This is a genomic window from Pontibacter sp. LHS2, from assembly GCF_058932845.1.
Genome location: NZ_JBZYWG010000002.1, coordinates 852,658 through 877,011, shown reverse-complemented (window position 1 = coordinate 877,011; position 24,354 = coordinate 852,658). Strand labels below are relative to the sequence as shown.

The 24,354-nt window shown below is 50.3% G+C and carries 15 protein-coding genes and 1 pseudogene; 12 read left to right on the top strand and 4 right to left on the bottom strand.

What is annotated here, in order from left to right; translation table 11 throughout:
* Window positions 1-35 precede the first annotated feature (35 nt).
* Entirely contained in the window at window positions 36-2,861 is a 2,826-nt protein-coding gene (locus tag AC5FX6_RS12415) for an FAD-binding and (Fe-S)-binding domain-containing protein (RefSeq protein ID WP_493597371.1), read from the top strand.
* An 81-nt stretch (window positions 2,862-2,942) separates the two neighbouring features.
* On the opposite strand, the gene AC5FX6_RS12410 is transcribed toward AC5FX6_RS12415, so the two are convergent.
* From AC5FX6_RS12410 to AC5FX6_RS12400, 3 genes are all read right to left on the bottom strand, one after another.
* Window positions 2,943-3,686, bottom strand: coding sequence for a DeoR/GlpR family DNA-binding transcription regulator (locus AC5FX6_RS12410; RefSeq protein WP_493597370.1), 744 nt, complete (start codon window positions 3,684-3,686; stop codon window positions 2,943-2,945).
* A 317-nt stretch (window positions 3,687-4,003) separates the two neighbouring features.
* The gene (locus AC5FX6_RS12405) at window positions 4,004-5,179 is read right to left on the bottom strand and encodes an acyltransferase family protein (protein WP_493597369.1); all 1,176 of its coding nucleotides are present in this window, start codon (window positions 5,177-5,179) and stop codon (window positions 4,004-4,006) included.
* A 52-nt stretch (window positions 5,180-5,231) separates the two neighbouring features.
* Window positions 5,232-8,279, bottom strand: coding sequence for a serine hydrolase domain-containing protein (locus AC5FX6_RS12400; RefSeq protein WP_493597368.1), 3,048 nt, complete (start codon window positions 8,277-8,279; stop codon window positions 5,232-5,234).
* A gap of 268 nt (window positions 8,280-8,547) precedes the next feature.
* Between AC5FX6_RS12400 and AC5FX6_RS12395 the strand changes: the two genes are divergently transcribed.
* The 10 genes and pseudogenes from AC5FX6_RS12395 to AC5FX6_RS12350 all read left to right on the top strand — a co-directional run bounded on the left by AC5FX6_RS12395 (window position 8,548) and on the right by AC5FX6_RS12350 (window position 23,247).
* Complete coding sequence (locus AC5FX6_RS12395; protein ID WP_493597367.1) at window positions 8,548-9,462, top strand: N-acetylmuramoyl-L-alanine amidase; 915 nt, start codon at window positions 8,548-8,550, stop codon at window positions 9,460-9,462.
* A 28-nt stretch (window positions 9,463-9,490) separates the two neighbouring features.
* A complete protein-coding gene (locus tag AC5FX6_RS12390; protein ID WP_493597366.1) occupies window positions 9,491-10,840 on the top strand; it encodes a D-alanyl-D-alanine carboxypeptidase/D-alanyl-D-alanine-endopeptidase in 1,350 nt (449 codons plus the stop codon).
* 236 nt (window positions 10,841-11,076) lie between these two features.
* Window positions 11,077-12,093 carry a dipeptide epimerase gene (locus tag AC5FX6_RS12385; RefSeq protein WP_493597539.1) on the top strand — a complete coding sequence of 339 codons (1,017 nt, stop codon included), beginning with the start codon at window positions 11,077-11,079 and terminating at the stop codon, window positions 12,091-12,093.
* Window positions 12,093-13,175: an aminotransferase class I/II-fold pyridoxal phosphate-dependent enzyme gene (locus AC5FX6_RS12380; RefSeq protein WP_493597365.1), complete on the top strand. Its 1,083-nt coding sequence runs from the start codon at window positions 12,093-12,095 to the stop codon at window positions 13,173-13,175. Before AC5FX6_RS12385 ends, AC5FX6_RS12380 begins: the two co-directional genes overlap by 1 nt.
* Window positions 13,176-13,235: 60 nt before the next feature.
* Complete coding sequence (locus AC5FX6_RS12375; RefSeq protein ID WP_493597364.1) at window positions 13,236-14,495, top strand: DUF819 family protein; 1,260 nt, start codon at window positions 13,236-13,238, stop codon at window positions 14,493-14,495.
* Window positions 14,496-14,578: 83 nt separating this feature from the next.
* A complete protein-coding gene (locus AC5FX6_RS12370; RefSeq protein WP_493597363.1) occupies window positions 14,579-15,787 on the top strand; it encodes a C40 family peptidase in 1,209 nt (402 codons plus the stop codon).
* A 242-nt stretch (window positions 15,788-16,029) separates the two neighbouring features.
* Complete coding sequence (locus tag AC5FX6_RS12365; protein ID WP_493597362.1) at window positions 16,030-17,283, top strand: ROK family transcriptional regulator; 1,254 nt, start codon at window positions 16,030-16,032, stop codon at window positions 17,281-17,283.
* A gap of 21 nt (window positions 17,284-17,304) precedes the next feature.
* Window positions 17,305-19,239: pseudogene (nagB, locus tag AC5FX6_RS12360) on the top strand (glucosamine-6-phosphate deaminase); the annotation flags it as partial.
* Between the two features lie 246 nt (window positions 19,240-19,485).
* Window positions 19,486-21,825 (top strand): beta-N-acetylhexosaminidase, encoded by a 2,340-nt coding sequence (locus AC5FX6_RS12355; RefSeq protein ID WP_493597361.1) that lies wholly within the window; start codon window positions 19,486-19,488, stop codon window positions 21,823-21,825.
* A gap of 123 nt (window positions 21,826-21,948) precedes the next feature.
* Window positions 21,949-23,247 (top strand): sugar MFS transporter, encoded by a 1,299-nt coding sequence (locus tag AC5FX6_RS12350; RefSeq protein ID WP_493597360.1) that lies wholly within the window; start codon window positions 21,949-21,951, stop codon window positions 23,245-23,247.
* Between the two features lie 115 nt (window positions 23,248-23,362).
* On the opposite strand, the gene AC5FX6_RS12345 is transcribed toward AC5FX6_RS12350, so the two are convergent.
* Complete coding sequence (locus AC5FX6_RS12345) at window positions 23,363-23,515, bottom strand: hypothetical protein (protein WP_493597359.1); 153 nt, start codon at window positions 23,513-23,515, stop codon at window positions 23,363-23,365.
* A gap of 244 nt (window positions 23,516-23,759) precedes the next feature.
* Between AC5FX6_RS12345 and AC5FX6_RS12340 the strand changes: the two genes are divergently transcribed.
* Complete coding sequence (locus AC5FX6_RS12340; RefSeq protein WP_493597358.1) at window positions 23,760-24,137, top strand: hypothetical protein; 378 nt, start codon at window positions 23,760-23,762, stop codon at window positions 24,135-24,137.
* Window positions 24,138-24,354 lie beyond the last annotated feature (217 nt).

Here is a 24,354-nt window from a genome sequence, read left to right as displayed (position 1 = left end):
CACCCTTTGCCTAAAGCACTTTTGTACTCATGCTTATGAACATAGCATTGCTTTTGGAGAGTATTTTGCCAAAAGCGCGCATCCGGGCACGCTTGATCGATGTCGTGTCTTACGCTTCCGACGCTGGCTTTTACTACCTGAGGCCCAAAGCCGTGGTGCAGCCCGTTTCAGAAGAAGAGATCAAACAACTATTTGCTTTTTCGCACCAGCACAAGGTGCCGCTTACCTTCCGTACGGCGGGAACCAGCCTTTCAGGGCAATCTATTACCGATGGTATACTCGTCGACCTCAGCCAATACTGGAACAAGGTTAAGGTAGAAAACGAAGGTGCACAGGTACGCGTGCAGCCAGGCGTAATTGGTGCGATTGTGAATGCGCATTTGCGTCCGTTTAAGCGCAAGATCGGTCCTGACCCGGCCAGTATCAACTCGGCTATGATGGGCGGCATTCTCTCCAACAACGCCAGCGGCATGTGCTGTGGCGTGAGTAAGAACTCCTACCATACCACTAAGTATATCCGTTTTGTGCTGCCTGGCGGTCAATACTTCACCACTGAGAAGCAGATTGACTACCTGCGCTTCAGCGAGGAATGCCCGGAGCTATACCTGAAGCTGCAGCAGATCAAGCGACAAATACGTAACAATCCGGAGCTGCACTACCTGATCCGGCACAAGTATAAAACCAAGAATACGGTTGGCTACTCTGTCAACGCCTTTATCGATTACGAGCACCCGCTCGACATTATGGCGCATTTGCTGATCGGTGCGGAAGGTACACTGGGCTTCATAGCTGAAGCCGTACTGCAGACTGTTCCTGATTATCCGGCTAAGTCCACGGCGCTGCTTTATTTCCCTGATATCTACGCCGCTTGCCAGGCCATCGTACCACTCACAGAAGCGGGTGCCGAGGCGGTTGAACTGATGGATCGTGCCTCGTTGCGCTCGATCGAACATATGGCAGGTGTTCCGGCTATCATCAAGACCTTGCCTGATACAGCTGCCGCTTTGTTGGTAGAATTTCAGGCGAACACGTTCGAAGAGGTGCAGGAGAAGATACTGAAGTTCTTTAGCCTGTCGCCCGAACTGGCATTGCTGGAGCAACCTGTTTTCACAACTGATCCGGTTGAACAGGCTTTTCTGTGGAAGGTGCGCAAAGGCATGTTCCCAGCCGTGGGTGCCGTACGGGCCAGCGGTACGACCGTATTGCTCGAAGATATTGCCGTACCTGTTGCCCAACTTGGCGACGCTATTCTGGACCTGCAAGGTCTTTTCCGCAAGCATGGGTATCCCAATGCCATCATTTTCGGTCACGCCAAAGACGGCAATATTCACTTTGTCGTTACGCAGGCCTTTGATACACCGGAGGAAGTCACCCGCTACGACCGTTTCCTGAAAGAAGTGGTGAAGCTCGTGGTAAAGAAATATGAAGGGGCATTGAAGGCTGAGCACGGTACAGGCCGCAACATGGCGCCGTTTGTAGAGACAGAGTGGGGCCCGGAGGTATACCGTATCATGAAAGCGCTGAAACAAGTCGTGGATCCGGAGAACCTGCTCAACCCTGGCGTGATCATCAACCACGATAAAAATGCGCATATCCAAAACTTGAAGGCCTTGCCAAAGGTGGAGGAAGAAGTAGACCGCTGCATGGAATGTGGTTTCTGTGAACACAAATGCCCTAGCCGCAATATTACACTGACGCCGCGTCAGCGCATCGTAGTGCGCCGCGAATTGCTCAACTTAAAGCGAAAAGGGGAGAAGAAACAGCACAAAGAACTCCTGAACCAATATCAGTACGACGGCCTCGATACCTGCGCTGTGGACGGACTATGCGCCACTGCCTGTCCGGTTGATATCAACACTGGTGATTTGGTAAAGCGCCTGCGTCGTGAAAACCATAGTGAGCTGGCAAACCAGGTAGCACTGCTGGTCGCTAAGAATTTCAAACCTGTGTCATCAACTGTTAAGTTTGGCCTGCAAGCTGGAGCAAGCGTGAACAAGCTCTTGGGTGCTAATACCCTGGGTAGGTTCACCGAAGAGGTGAAAGATATGATCCCGTCTTTCCCGCTCTGGACAAAACAGCTGGCCCCGGCCCCGGGCATTGCCAAGTCGATCGCCCATGCAACTGCCCCTGTGGCAGAGGCAACTGTGGTTTACTTCCCGACTTGTATTTCCCGCACCATGGGTACCGCTGAGTCAGGTAAGAAAAATATCATTGATACATTCAAAAGCGTTTCAGATAAGGTAGGAGTGAGGTTCACGATTCCGCAGGATGTAAAAGGTGCTTGTTGTGGACAAATATTTTCTTCGAAAGGGTATAGCCAGGCCTATGCCTATACAGCCAACGAGACAATAGAGAAGGTATGGGATTGGACTGATAAAGGCCGTCTGCCGCTCGTGCTCGACATTACCTCCTGCACCCAGACCCTGCAAAACTGTCGCCCTGTGCTCACAGAGGAGAACAAGCAGAAGTTCGATAGCATTAAGATCATCGACAGCATTGACTATATCGCTGACTTCATTTTGCCAAAAGCCACTGTGCTACGCAAAAAAGCGAATGTGGTGCTGCACCCGGTTTGCTCGTTGCAGAAAATGGGATTGGAAGGACGCTTCGTAGGTATAGCCAGACAAATGGCAGACGAAGTAACCGTACCGATGCACGCCGGTTGCTGCGGTATGGCTGGCGACCGTGGTTTCCTGGTGCCAGAACTCACTGCTTCCGCTACAGCACCTGAAGCAGCGGAAGTGAAGCAGCGTGCGTATGACGGATATTACTCTTCCGGTAAAACCTGCGAAATGGCCATGACAGAGGCAGTTGGCCGCAACTACGAGTCGATTGTTTATCTGTTGGACGAGTGTTTGTAGAGTAGTTAGTTCGCACAGATCATAAAAGTAAAGAGGCCCGCTCATGTGAACGGGCCTCTTTACTTTTATATTTGTAATACTTTAAACTGCCTCAACCACTGATGCATACTCTCTCAAACTTGAATCTTCCGGTTTTAGATCCGTCACCAGATAGTGAATAGAATTCAGGTCACATACCTTCATGTTCTGGTCGGAGCCAAGCTTTTCGGCGATACTCATGATAGCGGTTTTCTTGGCAGATCGGATCATCGCTTTCTTAACCTGTACCACTTCCCAGTCAGAGTCGGTAAGGCCGTCTTCTACAGATAGAGAGTTCGTGCCGAGTATACAAAGATCCACTTTGATCTCGGATAGCTGGTTTACTACCTGTGCACCGATCATGATGTGGGAGTTCTTCGAAAGCTGCCCGCCAAGCAAAATCACGTTGATGTTCGGGCGTTCGGCTAACTCCAAAGCTACCAGTGGGCTCACGGTAAAGAAGGTGCAACGTAGTGTGTCAGGGATCATGCGAGCCACTTCGATCATAGTGGTACCGCCGCCAACCAGTATGCTCATGCCGTCTTTCAGCAGGTCAATTACTTTTCGGGCAATCTCTTTCTTCGATTCCTTCGCGTATACCTCGGACTGACTGAATGGGTAATGGAAAGACTTTGACAGAGCGCCACCATGCACCTTCAGAATCTGGCCGCTTTCCGCCAGTTCGTTTAAATCTCTTCTAACAGTATCTTCCGATACGTTGAGTTTCAAACTCAGATCTGATGATAGCACTTTGTTGTGCAGATTGATCTGCTTTATGATAAAAGCCTGCCGTTCTTCCTTAAGCATTCTGGTCGTATTTAATCTGTAAAAATCAAATATAGATTTTTTTCTGAAAATATAATGTCAGAATCAGGATTTTTGAGATTACCCCAGCCCAGCCCTGTTTTTAGGGGAGGGCCGAGGAGGGTATAAAAAAGCCTGCTCCTTTTTAGAGAACAAGCTTTCATTTCAATCATACAACAAGGGCAATAGAATCGGTTATCTGCCTATATCCCGACTTCTGTGAGCATCCTGTAAATCCTTTAATTCTGAAAATCCTGATTCTGACAAAAAAAGCCTGTCCCACTAATGGAATAGGCTTTCAAAATCAGGTATGCTATACCTTATACCTTCACATAAATCTTCTTTTTATCCATCCAGAAGCCAATCACCCACATCACGAGCATGTAACTTAAGGCAAACATTAATGAGGCAGCCTCACCTTCTGACCAACTCAGGAAAAGTTTAGTATAGAGCCACTTCTGCAGACTCATGTCGTCGATACGAATGAAATTAAGCAGCTTAATAACAAGTGTAGCAAAGGCAAAGATGAAGAGTGGGTTCTTGCCGAAAGCCTCAAAGAAGTAAGACCATTTCACAAAGCCCAACACTTCGATCACCAGCATAAGCGCAGCAATCAGCATTACGCTTAAGCCCACTGAGTGTAGCACATAAGAACTTGTCCAGATCGGTTTGTTGATCGGGAAAGCGAAGTCCCACACGAAAGCGATGGCCACCAGTGCTGCGCCGGCCAGGTTGAGTTTGAAGACGGTACTCAGGTTATTGCCATTTTTCTGGATAAACAGTCCTGCAAAATAACCGGCCAGTACGTTCACGGTGGCAGGCAGCGTACTCAACAATCCTTCCGGATCAAAAGGTATACCGAAGCCTTTGTAGAGGTTGGTTTCAGGTATGATCAAGTCGTCGAACTTGCGGGCCGCATTGCCCGCGAGACTGTAGGGATCAGCGGAATCGCCGAAGAAGTACATCACAGCCCAGTAGCCGAGCAGTATGACCACACTGAAAATGGCAGCTCCCTTGAACTTAAGGTAATGCACCGCCAATGAAGCGATGAAGTAGCACAGCGCGATGCGCTGTAATACGCCCATGATGCGCACCGCTGTAAAGTCCTTCAGCACGATGGCGCCTTCCGGATCACGTGTGATAAAAGGGAACAAGTTGAGGAACAGACCGATCAGGAAAATAAGGGCGGTGCGCTTGAATACTTTGCGCAGGAACACGCTATCGGACTGCTTTTCAAACTTGCGCATGCTGAAGCTCATGGCGTTGCCTACCACAAAGAGAAAGGACGGAAACACCAGGTCAGTCACTGTAAAGCCATGCCAGGCTGCGTGTTTGAATGGCGCATAGATGCTGCCCCAACTGCCGGGGTTGTTTACCACGACCATCAAAGCGATGGTCAGGCCACGGAGTACATCCAGCGAAAGGTAGCGCTCATACGTTTGAGGTCTGAGTAAACCAGAGCCTGTCAGGGGAGGGGCTGTCGAAAGTTTAGTCATGGGTTCTAAAAAATAATGCCGCCCCATGTGTAGGGACGGCTATACCTTTAAATTACTTTACGGAAGCCTCTGTAGGCTGCTTTTCTTTGCTCTTGCCCATGGCGTCGTATACCACTTGCAGTACATTGGTGCGGGTATTGAGTTTACCCAGCTTGCTGTTTTCGCGGGTCGGGTTCACGCGGTTGCTCAGGAACACATACACAAGGTTGTTCACAGGGTCGATCCAGGTATAAGTGCCGGTGAAACCAGAGTGGCCGAAGCTCTCAGCCGGAGCGCTTGGGGCAGCGTTGCTGTTCTGAGCACCCGGTTTGGCCGGACGGTCGAAGCCAAGCGCACGGTAGTTGCCCTGGTCGCAGAAGTGACACTTGCTGTATTCCTTTACCACGTTCTCGCCGATATAGCGCTTGTTCGCATACAGGCCGTCGTTCAGGTATAGGTGCATCAGCTTGGCTACGTCGTTGGAGTTGCCAAACAAACCAGCGTGACCGCTCACTCCACCTAACATAGCAGCGCCCTCGTCATGAACCGTGCTGTGCAAAAGTTGCTTGCGGAAGTGCGGCTCAAACTCGGTCGGCACAACGCGGGAAGCCGGATAGCGCTTGTAAGGGTTGAACGTCAGAGTCGTCGCGCCAATAGGCTGGTAGATGGAGTTTTGCAGGTAGGTCTCGAAGCCTACGCCGGTGATGTTCTCCACTACTTTCGGTGCCAGAATGAACGACAGGTCACTGTATACATAGCCCGGCTTTTCATTCAATGGCGACTCCATAATCTCCTTGTAAATTCTGTCAGCGTACTTGCGGTGGATGTACAGGTTGTTAGCTACCCTGATCGGGAAACGAGCAGAAGAATCTGCCTTGAAGGTACGCCACTTAAAGTTGCCGTTTTTCTTCACGGTCTCTTTCCAGAATGGAATCCAGGACTTGAGACGGGCCTGGTGTGTGAGGATGTCACGATAGTTCAGGTCAGCCTTGTTTGTGCCGGCAGCCATTGGTAAGTAGGTGCCTAGCGTTTGGTTTTCGTCGAAACGGCCTTCGCCTTTCAGACGCATCAGGGCGGCCATGGAGGTGCTGATTTTGGTAACAGAAGCGAGGTCGTAAAGGTCGTCAACGCGAACCGCCTGCTCCTTGTCGTAGGTATGGTGACCGAAAGCTTTGTGGTAAATCACTTTGCCGTCTTTGGCCACGAGTACCTGCGCACCCGGCGCTGCTTCTTCACGGATGGCCTGGTGCACGAGCGAGTCTATACCTGCCAGGTCCTGTGATTTTATACCTACCGCCTCCGGCATAGAGTAGGCCATGCGCCAGCCACCGCGGGTCAGCAAACCGTCGTCAATCTTAAAGTTATTACTCACCGTAACCGGCAGCTTGCCAGTCGCGCCTATACCTCCGAAAATCAGCTGGGAAGTCAGATCCTGCGTAACGGCATTCTCCTGGTAGGCTGCAATCACGGCATCGGCTTTGTCGAGGCTCTCCATCTCAGCAAGGCTGTACACGTTGCCAAATACACTCACGATGGTTTTCTTATTGCGGATAAGCTCCTTTAGGAACACGTTCATCTCAGCCGTGATACCAAAGTTGCTACTTCCCGCCTTGAGTTGCAGCGAATGCACCCCTGCAATAATCAGGTTGTAATCCTTCAGTTTTTCCTTCATAGCCCATAGCTCTTCAAGCGAGTTAGTAGGCTTCAGGAAAAACGTGTCCACTTGGGTATAGCGGGCCAGGTCGCGCTGGAAAGCAGTTTCCTTCTTCGTGCCAATCGCCAGTGCCGCTACCTTCAAGGTGTCCAACGTTTGGATCGGCAGGATGTGGTTCTTGTTGCGAAGCAGCGTGAGCGAAGCTTCTGTCAGCTGACGGTTCAGGTATTGCGCATGCGGATTGTTGAGATCGGCAATCAGGTTTTTGGTTTCGATTGGTTCGAATTTATCCAGTCCTACCCATTGTTTGGCAGCCAGCACTTTGCGGACACGGAAGTCGATCTCAGCCTGTGTGATCTCCTTGTTAGCGATGGCTTTCTTTACTTCTTCAATGGTTGTTTTTACGTCCATTGTATTAAGCATCACGTCGTTGCCAGCCACTAAGGCCTTTACATCCACAACGCCCGGAGGATAGAACTTGGCTACACCCTGCATGTTGAGGGCGTCGGTAAACACGATTCCCTTATAGTTGAGCTCGTTTTTGAGGAGGTCAGTCACAATCGGCTTCGAAAGCGTAGAGGCAAGGTTAGGGGTATTGTCAAGCACCGGGATGTTCATGTGCGCCACCATCACGCTGCCCAATCCTTTGTCCATCAAGGCGCGGAAAGGGTGTAGCTCTGTGGAATCGAGGCGAATGCGGGAGAAGTTGATCAGGGGCAAACCGTAATGTGAGTCCACGTTAGTGTCGCCGTGGCCCGGGAAGTGCTTGGCGCTGGCCAGCACATGGTTGTCCTGCATGCCTTTCATGTAAGCCAGTGACTTGCTGGCCACGTTATGCTTTTCTTCACCAAAAGAGCGGAAGCCAATCACGGGGTTGTTGGCATTGTTATTAATATCCACGGTAGGAGCGAAGTTCACATGCACCCCCAGACGCTGGCACTGGCGGGCAATTTCGGCACCCATCTCGTAAATAAGTCGTTCGTTATCGATGCCACCTAGCGCCATCTGGTACGGGAAGCGGATGGTGCTGTCGAGGCGCATGGCCAGACCCCACTCACCGTCAATCGAAATCATCAATGGTACCTTGCTTTCCTGCTGATAGCGGTTGGTCATCTTGGCCTGACGCACCGGACCACCCTGGAAGAAGATCATACCGCCGACCTTGTAGGTCTTCACGATGTTGCTGATCGAGTCAATGTGCGCCTGATTCTTGTTGGAATAAACTGGAATCATGATCAGCTGGGCGATGCGCTCTTCCGGTGTCAGGGTTTTCATGACAGAATCAACCCAGCGGCTGTTCATGTACCGCAGGAATTCAGCGTCACGACCCGGCGTGTAGCTGGCAGCCGTCGCTTTTTGGGCAGTAGCTTTGCCTGTTTTTGCTTTGTTGGTCTGGCCTTGCAGGTTGTTTGTGCCGAAAATCAGCAGCAGAACAAAGGCCATGGAGAAATAATAGGATGGTTTCAAGGTGATATAGGTTAATTTAATATCAGATACACTGCAATTTAACAGTTTTCAGGTATATGTATTTTTATTTGCGGTAATTTTTTAAATTCCTGCAAATAAAAGCAATATTAGTGGCGTCGTGTAGAAGGCTATTACTCAAAGATACGAACTTGGAGCGGGTATAACTATAGCCGGCGCTTCGCCTGTTATGCTAACCTGACCGAGTAAGTGCCTAACCAACAGGTATAGCCAAATTAATGAATATCTTTACTGAACAAGTAATCACAACATGAAACGTATTTTTAGTCAGGTTTGCGGACTATTGCTTTGCAGCGGCATACTAGCCAGTTGCACAACAAACCCTTATGCCGCAACCAACAAATCATATAAGAAGCAGGCCAAAGCCTACGCCAAATCGCTGCAAGCTATACCTGCAGCTCCGAATGGTGAGCATATCTATCCGCAGGGTGACTACTGGGTAGGTACCACCAACTTCAACCTGCGCAAACCAAATTATGTGATCATCCACCACACAGCGCAAAACTCAACCGAGCACACTTTGAAGACCTTCACGATGCCTTCGACCAAGGTGAGTTCGCACTACGTAATCGGGCGTGATGGCAAGGTATACCAGATGTTACATGACCACATGCGCGCCTGGCACGGGGGTAACAGTAAGTGGGGTAACAACACCGACCTCAACTCTTCTTCCATAGGTATAGAGCTCGACAACAACGGTTCCGAACCTTTCCCGGAAGAAATGATAACCAGCCTGATCGCTGTGCTGGGCAAACTCAAAAAAGAGCACGGTATACCTGCCGAGAACTTCATCGGTCACGCTGATATCGCCCCGGTGCGTAAGGTAGACCCAAGTCCATTGTTTCCATGGAAGACGCTGGCCGATAACGGATTTGGTCTGTGGTATGACGAGGATGTGCTGGAGAAAGAACAGGTGCTGCGCGAAGTGCCTGTAGGTGGGGAGGGCGACCAAACACCTCTATTGGTAATGGAGACGCTGCCCAAGTATACGCTGCCTGATAACTTCAACCCACTCGACGCCTTGCGTATCATTGGGTATAATGTACGTAATCCAGAGGCTGCGGTAAGAGCTTTCAAGATTCACTTTATCCAAACGGATGTGAATGCACCATTGACGGAGGATGAGAAATTGATACTTTATAACCTGTATCAGAAGTATTTGTAAATTAGTGCTAACTAACACCCCGCCCACTATGACCAAACCCTTACTCACCCGCTATACCTTACAACTAATCCCTTGCCTCAGCCTACTCTTTCTCCTCGGTTGTAGCACCGCCAAGCCTGTGGCGGAAGCGCCTGCACCTTACGGACCTGCAGAGATTCAGCGGCAGGTGATGGAAGTGGCGGCCTTGCAACAGAGCTTTGTGGGCTTTGTGCTGTATGACCCGGAGTTGGGTAAAGCGGTGGTGGAGCACAATGCAGACAAGTACTTTGTGCCGGCTTCCAACACGAAGTTGTTCACGTTCTATGCGGCTTCTAAAATGCTGGGCGACTCTATACCTGCGCTCAAGTACGTGGCCAAAGGTGACTCGCTGATTTTCTGGGGAACCGGCGACCCGACGTTCACGCATATGGATCTGCAGAATAACATCGCCTATGACTTCCTGAAGAACCGAAAAGAGAAGCTCTATTACATCGAGGCGCCCATGACCAGCACGCCCTTCGCAACTAACTGGGGCTGGGACGACTACAACTACTACTACCAGCCGGAGCGCAATCCTTTTCCAATTCACGGCAACATTGTCAAATTCAAGAAAGACAGCACGACGGCCTATACTACCACGCCAGCTTTCTTCAAAAAGCAGGTAAAACCAGACACTTCCAAAAACGCACACCGCGATACTTTCCGAAGAGCCTGGCGCACGAACGATATTGCTTACAATCCGAAGCGTGCTGGGGTTGCCTTCTCGCAGGAAGTGCCTTTTATTACCTCACCTGAACTCACTGTGGAACTGCTAGCCGATACATTGAAGCGGCCTGTTAAACTGGTGAAACGGGCTATACCTGCCAATGCCCAAACGCTCTATGGTTTGCCAGCTGATACCGTGTTCAAACGCATGCTGCAGGTAAGCGACAACCTGATGGCGGAGCAATTGATGGTGCTAAGTTCAGGAACACTCTCTGACACGCTGTCGGTGGAGCGGGCCATTAAACATGCTGTGAAAACATACCTGTCTGACCTGCCGGATGCACCGGTTTGGATAGATGGTTCCGGCCTTTCTTCTATGAACATGTTCACACCACGAAGCATCATTGCACTCTTACAGAAAATGCATGCCGAGCGCCCGAGAGAGAAGTTGCTGCCCATGCTGGCAGTGGGCGGTAGACCAGGTACTTTCCGGAACATCTACAAAGCGGATGTGCCTTTCGTGTTCGGCAAATCCGGCACGCTGGCGCACGTACACAACCAAAGCGGCTACATCATCACCAAAAGCGGTAAACTGTTGATGTACAGTTTTATGAATAACAACTTTAAAACATCTTCGTCAGAGATAAGAAGTGCCATGGAGCGTATTATGACAGAAGTGCATGAAAAGTACTAGCAGCTGAACTTGGCCTCGGAGCCCTCGCTCGCCTCTGGCGAGTGTGAGCTATCCGGCGGACTCTGGCCGCTTGAATTTGTGTCTCTTGGCACAAGTGGCGGGACGCCTCTGAATAGCTCACACTCGCGGGACGCGAGCGAGGGTAGCTAAAGATAACAATCCGTAACTGACAACTGACAACTAACCACCAATAATTAACAACCTATACCTGACCACACAAACAAACCGATACTATGTTGAAACTAACGATACGCTCTTTTGACCTGCCGCTCCGGCATACCTTCACCATTTCCTATGACTCTCGCGACGTACAGCCAACCATGATTGTTGAGCTGCAGCACGGCGAGCACAAAGGGTATGGCGAGGCGACCAGCAATCCATATTACGGCTTTACCATCGAAAGCATGACCGAAGCGCTGGAGAACATCCGCGAGAAAATCGAGTCGACAGAACTGACTTCACCTGAGGAGTTCTGGGCACAGATGCAGCCACACCTAACCGACCATCCTTTTGCCCTTTGTGCCTTAGATTTAGCTGCCAACGACTTGTTCGGCAAAATGAAAGGCCAGCCGCTCTACAAAATCTGGGGTCTGGAAGCGAAGAACATGCCGCTCACCAACTATACCATCGGTATCGCTTCTATTGACGATATGGTGAAAAAGCTGCAGGAAATGCCGTGGCCGCTTTACAAAATCAAGCTGGGCACAAAAGAAGACGTCGCCATTATTAAAGAATTGCGCAAGCACACCGACGCTATTTTCCGGGTAGACGCCAACTGCGCCTGGGGTGTGGAAGAAACCATCGAAAACTCAAAGCAACTCAAAGAACTAGGTGTAGAGTTTATCGAACAGCCTATGAAAGCCGATGATCTGGAAGGTATGAAGCAGGTATACGAGCGCTCCGAATTGCCGCTTATTGCCGACGAAAGCTGCATTACCGAGTCCGACGTAGCCAAGTGCCATGGTCTGTTCCATGGCGTGAACATTAAGCTCACAAAATGCGGTGGATTGACACCTGCCCGTCGAATGATTGCCGAGGCCAAGAGCTTGGGTATGAAAGTGATGGTCGGCTGCATGACGGAGTCCAGCATTGGTATATCGGCTATTGCGCAGCTACTGCCTATGCTCGATTACGTGGACATGGACGGCGCTCTTTTGTTGAGTAAGGACATTGCCACAGGCGTAACCATCGAGCAAGGCAAAGTGAGCTACAGCGAAAACGTGAAGGGTACTGGCGCCACCCTGATAGTGTAATGGCCAACAAGGTATACACAGACCAATTGCCGGGCCGCACCCTGGTCGTAAACGGAGAGGAGTTTCTGTTTTTTAGCGGGACCTCCTACCTGGGTATACCTGTTAACGAAGCGTTCAGAGCATGCCTGTTCGAAGGAATGGCCCGCTACGGCACCAATTACTCCAGCTCCCGCAACTCTAATCTGCAGCTGCGGGTGTTCGAGGAGGCGGAAAATTACCTGGCAAACTATACCGGTGCCGAAGCAGCCTTCACGATGTCGTCAGGCTACCTGGCCGGACAGGCGCTGGTTCAGACCCTGCAAGGGAACGGACATTTCATTTACGCAGCCAACACGCATCCGGCTCTTTGGCGCAGCACCACCGACGAAGTCACCGGCGACTATGATACCTGGGTGGGCCCCATGCTACAGCAGGTAAAGGATTCGAAGGAGCAGCATGTCATTCTCGTCTGCAACTCCCTCGACCCGCTGAAAGCCCGCAACCACGGTTTCAGCTGGTTGAGTGATCTGCCAAACGACAAGCAAATCACGCTGATTGTCGATGATTCGCATGGTTTTGGCGTGACAGGTGAGGATGGAGCGGGTATCTTCGCACAGCTGAAAGCACGTTTGCAGCCGAATGTGCGACTGGTTGTGGCGAGTTCGATGGGGAAGGCCCTGGGTATACCTGCCGGCGTGGTATTGAGTGATAAGGAGCTGGTTGATAAGCTGCGATACAGCCATTATTTCGGCGGTGCTTCTCCGGCTATACCTGCCTACCTGTATGCATTTCTGCAGTGCGAGTCTTTGTTCAGAGAAGCCCGACAGAAGCTGTTTTCCAACATTGCGCTTTTCCTGCAATATTTGGAGCGACCGGCACAATTCAGTTACTTTGAAAGATACCCGGTGTTTGGCGTACACGAGCATCGTTTAGCGACATACCTGCAGGAGCAGGGTATAATCATCTCCAGCTTCCGGTATCCGACGCCTGCCGACGATCCGATTACACGGGTTATTCTGAGCAGTGCGCATACCGAAGAGGATGTGCTGCAATTGACGGGGTTGATCAATCGTTTCGCTGTGGAGCAGCAGGCCGGTAGCTAAACCAATAAACTTATCAATCTTTTAATCTAATTCCCTTTACAGAGGGAAATCAACTATTACATGGAAGAAACCACCGCTGCAGCACCTCTTATCACCAACGACGCCGTCGTGCTGGGTATTCTCGTCGTCATACTGGCTATCATATTTAAGACATCGTCCAGTGAGCGTACTGTATTCAAGAAGTTCTATTCGGTAGTGCCTTCGCTCTTGCTCTGTTACCTTATTCCGAGTTTGCTCAATTCCCTGAACATTATCTCTGGTGAGACCTCAGCGCTGTACGGGATGGCGTCGCGTTACTTGTTGCCGGCGAGTTTGGTGCTCTTTACTATCAGCCTCGACCTGAAAGAGATCTGGAAACTGCGCCATAAAGCCGGGCTCATGTTCATCACTGGTACAGTTGGTATTATCATTGGCGGCCCACTGGCGATTCTTATTGTCTCTACTTTCGCACCCGATGTGGTAGGAGGAGCAGGGCCTGATGCTGTCTGGCGCGGATTGACTACCATTGCGGGCAGCTGGATTGGTGGTGGTGCCAACCAATTGGCCATGTACGAGATCTTCCAGCCTAGCCCGAACCTGTTCTCTGCTGTGATTGCCGTGGATGTGATTGTGGCCAACGTTTGGATGGCGGTGCTCTTGTACGGAGCTGGTAAGTCTGAGAAGGTGGATGCTTTCTTTAAAGCCGACAGTTCCGCCGTGACTAATCTGAAAAACAAGATTGAGCAATACCGCAAGAGCATCATGCGAGTACCTTCCATGCCCGACCTGATGCTGATAGCCGGCATAGGCTTTGGCCTGACAGGTCTGGCGCATTTTTTCGCTGACATCATCGCTCCCTGGATTGAAGCTAATGCCCCGGGATTGGCCCGCTTCAGCTTGACATCCGGTTTCTTCTGGCTCGTAGTACTGGCCACGACTTTTGGTATGCTGCTGTCCAATACCAAGGCCCGTAATCTGGAAGGGGCGGGTGCATCGCGTGTCGCCAGTATTTTCCTGTACATACTGGTCGCCACTATTGGCATGCAGATGGATGTGACAGCCATTGTGAGCCAACCGGGGCTGTTCCTGGTCGGTCTTATCTGGATTTCGATGCACATGCTCTTGTTGTTCATTGTGGGCAAGCTGATCAAAGCGCCATTCTTCTTTTTGGCGGTGGGAAGCCAGGCCAATGTGGGCGGTGCGGCCTCGGCTCCGATTGTGGCGGCGGCCTTTCATCCGGCGTTGGCGCCGGTGGGGGTACTCTTGTCCATTCTCGGCTATGCTGTGGGCACCTATGGGGCTTATATCTCGGGTATCTTGATGCAGCTCGTAGCGGAGTAACGAATTATTGTTAATGTATTAATGTTCAGTATGTAATGCTGTTGTCAGGCCATAGTGCCTGCCCAAGAATCAAAACTTATACTATGATTAAAAAGAGTCTTTTTGCGTTGTTGCTTCCATTGGTGCTTTCAGCCTGTGCTGGTTCACAAACCACGACACCTGAAACGACAACCGCAGCAAGCGCTGCCTCGGCTGTTTCTCCTGCCAAAACCCACATCGATGCCGTGCGCCAACAGTTTGCGCCGGATAAACGTGTGGCTTTGTTTGATGTGGAGCCAAATGGCCAGGTGCTGCGTGGCGAAACCAACATGCCCGAAGCCAAAGCCGATTTGCTAAAGCGTCTGCAGGCAGCTAACGTATCGTTTGTGGACAGCATACAAGTGTTGCCGGAAGCTGAGCTGGAGGGAAAACATCAGGCCATCGTAACGATCTCGGTTGCCAATCTGCGCTCACAGCCGAAGCACTCTGCTGAACTAGCCACCCAGGCTACTATGGGCACACCCCTCAAGGTATGGAAGAAGAAAGATGGTTGGTATTTGGTGCAGACTCCTGACCAGTACCTGGCTTGGGTAGACTATGGTGGCGTGGCGCTGATGGACCAGACAACTTTCACAAACTGGCAGCAGGGCAAAAAGCTGATTTACACCAAAACCTACGGTTTCGCTCACGCCACGGCTGACAAAAATGCGACCACTGTGTCGGATATGGTGTACGGTGACGTGATGGTGCTGAAAAACAAAGTGAAAGATTTTTATGAAGTGAATTTCCCGGATGGTCGTTCTGGATTTGTGTCAGCTTCTGAGGCCATAGGTTTTAAGGAGTGGGTAAGCAGTCGTAAACCAACAGAAGAAAACCTTGTCGCTTCGAGCAAAGAGCTTTTAGGACTGCCATACCTGTGGGGTGGCACTTCCGTGAAAGGTATGGACTGCAGCGGCTTTACCAAAACTGTGTTCTTTATGAACGGACTTGTATTGCCGCGTGATGCTTCACAGCAAATACACATTGGCGAACTGGTGCCTACTGATAAGGGTTGGGGCGAGCTTCGTCCGGGTGATCTGTTATTCTTCGGTGTCCCTGCCAAAGACGGTAAGCCGGAACGTGTAGTGCACGTAGGTATGTGGATCGGTGGCAACCAGGAATTTATTCATTCAGCCGGCCGTGTGCGCATCAACAGCATGAACCCATCAGCCGAGAATCATGACGCTTACGAATTAGGCCGGTTCCTGCGGGCAAAGCGTATATCTCCCGAGGCTACCTTGGTAGATTTGCGTGAGAAACCACTTTATGAATAAGGTATAGACCCAATAGATATAATAGGAAAGGCAGTGGCGAAAGCTACTGCCTTTTTTTATGCTAGCATATCCTATACTTCTGGCTTCACCAGAAATAGGAATTGATGAAATTTTAGATCATTAAAAAGTAGATAAAATAAAAATTTTAGAATCATTAATAACTTTAATAAAAATTTAATAAAAGTATTTGGATGTTAGCGATTAATCTCCGTACTTCATATTATCACAACTAAACTGAACGCATGAGTGCATTCCTGGCATTGGAAAACGATTTTCTGGAGAAGCTAAACCACGTAGAGCGGAAGAAGCATCTGCAGAAGATCAAGATCGTGCGGCACTTGTATGTGAAAGGCGCTCGGTCAAACGCCGAGATTTGTAACAGGTTCAGTATCAGTTCGCCCACTTCCATGGCGCTGCTAAACGAACTGATCTCTGAAGGACTGGTAGAAAAGCAGGGTCGTGGTGAGTCAGTAGGAGGGCGTAAGCCTGAATTGTACGGTTTGCGAAACAATTCACTTTTCGTGCTGAGCATTGAAATGGAGAAGTTCAGCACCCGCATGGCCATCTTTGATGGGAATAACAACAACATCACCGGCACGCACACTTTCCCGATTCGCCTGTCTAAGAACCTGCAGACACTAGACGAGCTTTACCAGCATGCCAACAGTTTGGTGCTGTCCTCAGGTATGGATGCCGATAAACTAATGGGCATCGGCCTGAGTATGCCAGGGCTTGTTTCCTCGCGCGAAGGCGATAGCTATACCTATCTGATCACCGGTCAAAACGAGACACCGCTACAGGATTTGCTGGCGTTGAAGTTCAACAAACCGGTCTACATTCAGAATGACGTGAAGAGCGCTACGCTAGCTGAGTACCGTTTCGGAGCTGCCCAGGGCAAGCGCGACGTGCTCGTGCTCACATTGGACTGGGGCATCGGTCTGGGGATTATCATGGATGGTAAACTGCGTATCGGTACCTCCGGTTTTGCGGGTGAGTTTGGCCATATCCCGTTTATAGATAATGGAGTGCTGTGCCACTGCGGTAAGCGCGGTTGTCTGGAAACAGTAGCTTCGGGAAGTGCCCTGGCACGTATGGCCCGCGAAGGCCTTCAGGCCGGACAGGATACTTTGTTGAAAGCACTGTCGGGGCAGGAACTGGAGAAGATTGAACCACAGGCGATCATTCAGGCCGCGCACGAAGGGGATCAGTATGCGATCAACATACTGGCCGAGACAGGGCGCAACCTGGGAAGAGGCATTGCGATGCTGATTCAGCTCTACAATCCGGAACTGATCATCATCGGTGGCAAAATGGCTGAAGCCCGTCAGTACCTTACCACACCAATACAGCAGTCCATCAACACTTACTGTATGACGCAGTTGCGCGAGCGGACCGAAATTGCCTTGTCGAAGCTAGGGCAGGAGGCAGGTATACTGGGGCCGGTGGCCACGGTGATGGAGCGCATTTTCGAGCACCGCATTGAATCAACCAAATAAAGAAACACAACATCACATTATAGCACATTAGAAACTATGGCTCGATTAAATCTTCTGGAAGAAACCCGTTTTGAAAAGCTTCCGGTTACCGTTTACTCCGATGAATATGTCGCTTCTGTCAAAGTGGCGCAGCGTATTGCGGAGCTGATCCGATACAAGCAAGGGCGCAACGAGAAGGCTGTGCTCGGACTGGCCACCGGTGCCACACCGGTAAAGGTATACGCCGAGCTGGTGCGCCTGCACCGCGAAGAGGGCCTGAGCTTCCGCAATGTGATCACCTTCAACCTGGACGAATACTATCCGATGCAGCCAACTGCGGTGCAGAGCTATGTCACGTTCATGAACGAAAATCTGTTCGACCACATCGACATCAACAAAAATAATGTGCACATACCGGATGGCACCCTGCCGCAGGAGAGAATCCATGACTACTGCCTAGAGTACGAGCGCAAGATCGAAGCCGTAGGCGGACTGGATCTGCAGCTGCTGGGTATCGGTCGTACGGGTCACATCGGTTTCAACGAGCCGGGTTCTGCACCAAACTCAGGTACACGCCTGGTGACGCTCGACGACCTGACCCGCCGTGACGCTTCCCGTGACTTCGGTGGTAAGGAGAACGTCCCGCGCAAAGCCATTACCATGGGCATCGGTACCATCTTCAAAGCCCGCGAGATCATCCTGATGGCTTGGAGCGGCAAGAAAGCGCCAATCATCAAGAAGGCCGTGGAAGGCGAGATGTCGAGCGACGTGCCGGCTACTTATCTGCAGCTGTCTGACAATGTGGAGTTTGTGCTGGATATGGACGCCGCTTCGGATCTGACCCGCTTCAACACGCCATGGCTGGTGAAAGACTGCGCATGGGATGATGCTTTGATCAAAAAAGCGGTGATCTGGCTGTCGCAGACGGTAAAGAAGCCGATCCTGAAGCTGACCGAGGAGGACTACAACAACCACGGCATGGCGCAGCTGGCTACCGAAAAAGGTCCGGCTTACGATATCAACATCGATATTTTCAACAAACTGCAAAGTACCATCACGGGCTGGCCAGGCGGCAAACCGAATGCGGATGACAAGCGTCGTCCGGAGCGTGCCGAACCTGCACGCAAGCGGGTAGTGATCTTCTCGCCGCATCCGGATGATGATGTGATCTCTATGGGTGGTACGTTCATCCGACTGGTAGACCAGGGACATGATGTGCACGTGGCCTACCAGACTTCCGGCAACACCGCCGTGTGGGACGATGATGTGCTGCGTTATATGGAGTTTGCCATCGACTTTAACAAGAGCATCGGGCAAGAGACGGACCACCTGGAAAACCTGTACGAGGACATGCGAGGCTTTATTGAGAACAAGCAGCCAAATCAGCTTGATACGCAGGAAATTCGTGATGTAAAGGGCTTCATTCGCAAAAGCGAAGCCATCGCCGGTGCCCGTTACGCTGGTCTGGATGATGATCATATTCACTTCATGGCACTGCCTTTCTATGAAACAGGCAAAACCGTGAAGAAGCCGGTGACTGACATCGACGTGGAGCTGACCATGGAACTGCTGCAGCAGGTGAAGCCGCATCAGGTATTTGCTGCCGGCGACTTTGCCGATCCACATGGTACGCACATTGTGTGCTTCAACATCGTGCTGGCGGCTCTTTCACGCCTGCGTGAGACGGAGGAGTGGGCTAAGGATTGCTGGCTGTGGATGTACCGCGGCGCCTGGCATGAATTTGCTACCCACGAGATCGAAATGGCTGTGCCATTGTCGCCGCAGGAGGTGGAACGCAAGCGCAACGCTATCTTTAAGCACCAGTCTCAGAAGGATCATCCGGTGTTCCCCGGTGATGACGCCCGTGAGTTCTGGGTACGTGCCGAGGAGCGGAATCGCGAAACTGCCAAGAGCTACGATGACCTTGGCCTTGCCAACTACGAAGCCATGGAAGCTTTCGTGAAATGGAAATTCTAGAGTAGACAATGACAGCTGAAACGAAGCAAATTGCTTAGCTTTGTTTCAGCTGTTTTTTTATACCCGAGAGTAGGATGTCCTTCCCTTTTTAACAATGCCAAATGCTTTCTAACTTTGTCATCCTGTAAGGATCTTGTTAACAAGTAGCATAAGCTTGACTTCTTAGGTATAAGCCTTTTTTCTCATCCGAAAAGCCATAGTATCGCTTTTAAGCATTACCAACATTATCAAATTTTCATTTCTGACATGACTTTCAGAAAATACACTCTCACCCTTTTGCTCTCCCTTATCTGTACAGCAGGTATAGCTACGCTTTCACAGGCGCAGGTAAAGCCAGAATCACTCTCGCTGATACCACAGCCCGTGAAGCTGACCACTCAGAAAGGTGGCTTCCTGGTACAACCTTCTACCAAGGTATATGTGGATCCCAAAAATGACGACCTGCTGCGTGTAGGCGAATTTCTGGCGCAGCACATCGAGGACGCAATTGGACATAAGCCGGAAGTGATTCAGAAGAAGCCTAAGAAAAAAGAAACCAACCTGATCTATCTGACACTGAAAACAGACAACGATACATTGGGCGCAGAGGGCTATACCTTGGGTGTGAAACAGGGGCGTATAACACTGGCTGCAAAAGAAGCCCATGGCACTTTTCTGGGTATACAGACCATGCGTCAGCTCCTGCCTATCCAAAAGACAACAGGCTCGGCCCTTATACCTGCCCTTGAAATAGTGGACAAACCCCGCTATATCTGGCGCGGCATGCACCTGGATGTGACACGCCATTTCTTCCCGGTGGAATTCGTGAAGCAGTACATCGATTTCCTGGCCATGCACAAAATGAACTCCTTCCACTGGCACCTGACAGATGATCAGGGCTGGCGCATCGAGATCAAGAAATATCCAAAGCTGACCGAAGTAGGCGCTTACCGCGACAGCACCCTGATCGGCCACTATTGGGACCTGCCACAGACTTACCGCAAGCGCCGTCACGGTGGCTACTATACCCAGGAGCAGATCAAAGAGGTGGTGAAATATGCGCAGGACCGTTTTGTCAACGTAGTGCCGGAGATCGAAATGCCTGGTCATGCACTGGCTGCGTTGACTGCTTATCCGGAACTTTCATGTACCGGAGGACCGCATAAAGTAGAGTCGAAGTGGGGGATTTTTCCTGATATTTTCTGCGCAGGCAACGAGCAGACATTTGCTTTTCTCGAAGACGTGCTTACCGAGGTGATGGAGCTTTTTCCAAGCAAAATTATTCACATAGGGGGCGATGAAGCTCCCAAAACCCGTTGGAAGGTATGTCCGAAATGCCAGAAGCGCATTGCTGACGAGGGCCTGAAAGACGAGCATGAACTGCAGAGCTACTTTGTGCAGCGCATGGAAAAATTCGCGAACAAAAACGGCCGCATCATCATCGGTTGGGACGAGATATTGGAAGGTGGATTGGCGCCGAATGCCTATGTGATGTCGTGGCGCGGTACCAAGGGTGGTATAGCTGCTGCCAAAGAAAAGCACTATGTGGTGATGTCACCGGGTACGCATGTGTATTTCGATCATTACCAGGGTGAACGCGACCTGGAGCCAACTGCCATACACGGTTATAGCACGCTTTCTAAGGTATATGCCTACGAACCAACGCCAAGTGAACTGTCAGCCGAGGAGAAAAAGTACATACTAGGCGCGCAGGCCAATGTGTGGACCGAGTATATTCCGACTGAGGAGCATGTAGAGTACATGGTTTTCCCTCGGATAGCGGCGCTGAGTGAAGTGCTCTGGACGCCTGCCAAACTGAAAGACTGGAAGAGCTTCCAGAATCGCATGAAGGAGCAGTACAAGCGCTACGATGCGATGGGTGTCAACTATGCCCGCAGCGCTTTCAACGTGAATCAGCAACTGCAGGTGGACTCAACAAGCAACCGGGCCACCGTGACCTTCGAGACTGACGCGGCGGATGTGAACATCCACTATACCCTGGATGGATCGGAGCCAACGGCCAAGTCGCAGGTATACAAAGGGCCTTTCTCACTTAACAGGACTTCCACAATTAAGGCTGGTTCGTTTGAAAACGGCAAGCTGATTGGCAAAGTAAGCACCCGCACTTTCGAGGCGCACAAAGGCTTCAACAAAAATATTACCCTTACCACTCCGGCTCACCAGAGCTTCGCCAAGAAATCAAAATTAGTAAATGGCCTGAAGGGTTCTACTGATCAGTACGACGGCCACTGGGTTGGATTTTTGGGAACAGACGTAGAGGCAATCATTGATTTGGGTAAGGAGCAGCCTATCAAAAGGTTGAGTACTAACTTTATGCAGCACATTGGCTATCGCATTTTCCTGCCTGTTCAGGTAGAATACGCGCTGTCAGTGGACGGTATAAGATATGTGACAGTAGACGTGATTGACGACCCGAATCCACTAGGGGCAGAAGGCATTACGACCCATGAAGTAGCCGCCACAATACCGCTCACCAAAGCCCGCTTTGTGAAAGTGAAAGTTCGCAATGTAGGGGTGAGCCCAGAGAAATACCCATCAGCCGGACAGAAAACCTGGTTGATGCTGGATGAGATTGTGGTAGAGTAAGCAATCGCCTAAATTTTAAGGTTATAACACCTGATATCCACGAGATAAATTTTATATTGTACTCTTATTCCCGGGCTTGTTGACCCGAAATAGTTTTGCACCTTATCCATACCTTAACTAAACATGACTAAAGTAGCCCCTTCCACAAACAACAAGACCGGGCAGGAGAATGCTTCTGGTGGGTACATGCGCTCGATCATCATCATCGGTGCACTGTTCTTCATCTTCGGCTTCGTTACCTGGCTGAACTCCGTGCTGATCCCATACCTAAAGATCGCCTGCGAGCTAAATGACTTCCAGTCTTACCTGGTAGCCTTTGCCTTTTACATTTCCTACCTGGTGATGGCGATTCCTTCGGCCTGGTTGCTCAAGAAAACGGGCTTCAAGAAAGGTATGTCGGTTGGCTTGCTGATCATGGCAGTGGGTGCCGCTATTTTTGTACCAGCGGCTATGACGCGTATTTACGAACTGTTCCTGCTGGGGCTCTTTGTACAGGGCACAGGTCTGGCAGTGCTCCAGACAGCATCTAACCCTTATGTAACCATACTGGGTCCTTTGGAAAGTGCCGCCAAGCGCATCAGCATCATGGGTATCTTCAACAAAGTGGCCGGATCGCTGGCGCCTATCGTGCTGGGGGCTATTGTGCTTTCGAATGCTGATGCCTTGGTAGAAAGCCTGGGAGCGATGAGTGCTGCCGAAAAAGCCGTTGAGTTGGACGCCCTGGCTGCTAAAGTGATCACGCCATACCTGGTAATCGTAGCAGTCCTTATTGTGCTGGCAGTGCTTATATACTTCTCGTCACTGCCCGAGGTAGACACTGATCAGGAAGACGAAACTGTAGCCGCCGCCAATACCAACAAGACAAGTATTCTGCAGTTCCCGCATTTGCTGATGGGGGCTTTTGCACTGTTCCTGTATGTGGGCGTGGAGGTGATGGCCGGTGACACGATCATCAGTTATGCCGCCTACGGACAAGGTATACCCTTTACGGAAGCTAAGTTCTTTACATCCGTTACCCTGATCGCGATGATTGTCGGTTACCTGATTGGCATCGCGGCTATACCTAAGTTTATCCGTCAGGAAAAGGCGCTTCAAGTATCCGCTGTACTGGGTGTGCTGTTTACGATCTCGGCTATCATGACAGAAGGCTACTTCTCCGTACTTTCTATCGCACTGCTGGGCTTTGCCAACGCGCTTATGTGGCCTGCCATCTGGCCGCTTGCTTTGGCTGACCTTGGCCGCTTCACCAAGATCGGATCCTCTTTCCTGATCATGGGTATAGCAGGTGGTGCCATACTGCCGCTCGTATACGGTGCGCTGTCTGATGCAATCAACTCGCAGCAGGCTTATTGGATAATGGTGCCTTGCTACCTGTTTATTCTATACTTCGCTATTGTCGGCCATAAGGTACGTACGAAGTAATTTTTTGAGCGCTATAAAACAGCAGGAGGAGCCCCGTAAGAGGCTCCTCCTGCTGTTTTATAGGTATGGGTGACCTGCCAGTTAGCTGCAGGTATAGCCAAAGTATAGGTATGTACTATATAGTATTTGGCAAGATTGTTGTGTTAGCGGCAGTAGCAGGGGCCTCAACCGGCGCATCTACAGCTTGCGCATGGTTGTCGTCGCAGGACGAGAAAAGGGCGAGGACGAGTAGGGTCAGCAGCAGCACCCCATATAGTCTGTTCAGCATGGCTTCTCAAGTTTAACATGCCAGGAGGTTGGCACTTGGATTAGTACGAAGGTGGCTTTTGCTAAGTTGATGCTGAGACGTCGAAGTGATAAATTAATTTTATAGGACGGAAGCCATGGATACTTTAGTTTTTAAAACAATTGCATTAAATACAGTCACAAGCATGGTTAGGTAATCGACTGAATACATACATTTGTACCTGCCAAATACATTTTATTTCCCACAACTATAATATACACTTCAAATGCAAAGCCTTAGACTTCTTCTTTTGGTTGTACTATCTGTCGCTACTATGGCGTCGTGTACTTCATCCCGTAAGAAAAACAGCAATACCGGTCAGGTAGTCATCATCAAAGACAGCAAAGCCGGGCATCACAAGGGCTACAAAAAAGGCTGGACTAAGAACACAAACAACCCGCATCACCCACGCACAACCAATCCGGGCCACACTAAGCACAAGCAGGGCAAGAAAGGCGATACCGTGATTATTGTGAATAACAACAATACCACCGTCAAGCAGGCTGCCCCAAAAGGTAAGCCCGGCCATGGCAATCACCATAAAGGCGGAAAAGGCAATCAAGGCAAAGGAAACCCTGGTAAAGGAAAGGGTGGCAAGAACTAAGCAGCTGTAATTCAATGCGCTGCTGCTCAGGTATAGGCAGGTTCGGTTTCGGGCCTGCCTTTTTATTTGAGCGAGTTTCAGTAAGTATTGGTCGTGAGAATAGTCTGATTTGTATATAGAATACCTTATTAGGTATAAATATCCTGTGTTATGAAAAGTAAAAAGACTATATTTAAGACATATCCTTCAATGCACTGTGTAGGATAAATACGTGCAG

What these genes read in the sequence shown, in the direction of transcription:
- AC5FX6_RS12345 (WP_493597359.1), bottom strand. Translation starts at nt 23,515, where the DNA reads ATGCTGAACAGACTATATGGGGTGCTGCTGCTGACCCTACTCGTCCTC.
- AC5FX6_RS12395 (WP_493597367.1), top strand. Translation starts at nt 8,548, where the DNA reads ATGAAACGTATTTTTAGTCAGGTTTGCGGACTATTGCTTTGCAGCGGC.
- AC5FX6_RS12380 (WP_493597365.1), top strand. Translation starts at nt 12,093, where the DNA reads ATGGCCAACAAGGTATACACAGACCAATTGCCGGGCCGCACCCTGGTC.
- AC5FX6_RS12365 (WP_493597362.1), top strand. Translation starts at nt 16,030, where the DNA reads ATGAGTGCATTCCTGGCATTGGAAAACGATTTTCTGGAGAAGCTAAAC.
- AC5FX6_RS12390 (WP_493597366.1), top strand. Translation starts at nt 9,491, where the DNA reads ATGACCAAACCCTTACTCACCCGCTATACCTTACAACTAATCCCTTGC.
- AC5FX6_RS12370 (WP_493597363.1), top strand. Translation starts at nt 14,579, where the DNA reads ATGATTAAAAAGAGTCTTTTTGCGTTGTTGCTTCCATTGGTGCTTTCA.
- AC5FX6_RS12375 (WP_493597364.1), top strand. Translation starts at nt 13,236, where the DNA reads ATGGAAGAAACCACCGCTGCAGCACCTCTTATCACCAACGACGCCGTC.
- AC5FX6_RS12415 (WP_493597371.1), top strand. Translation starts at nt 36, where the DNA reads ATGAACATAGCATTGCTTTTGGAGAGTATTTTGCCAAAAGCGCGCATC.
- AC5FX6_RS12405 (WP_493597369.1), bottom strand. Translation starts at nt 5,179, where the DNA reads ATGACTAAACTTTCGACAGCCCCTCCCCTGACAGGCTCTGGTTTACTC.
- AC5FX6_RS12410 (WP_493597370.1), bottom strand. Translation starts at nt 3,686, where the DNA reads ATGCTTAAGGAAGAACGGCAGGCTTTTATCATAAAGCAGATCAATCTG.
- AC5FX6_RS12355 (WP_493597361.1), top strand. Translation starts at nt 19,486, where the DNA reads ATGACTTTCAGAAAATACACTCTCACCCTTTTGCTCTCCCTTATCTGT.
- AC5FX6_RS12350 (WP_493597360.1), top strand. Translation starts at nt 21,949, where the DNA reads ATGACTAAAGTAGCCCCTTCCACAAACAACAAGACCGGGCAGGAGAAT.
- AC5FX6_RS12340 (WP_493597358.1), top strand. Translation starts at nt 23,760, where the DNA reads ATGCAAAGCCTTAGACTTCTTCTTTTGGTTGTACTATCTGTCGCTACT.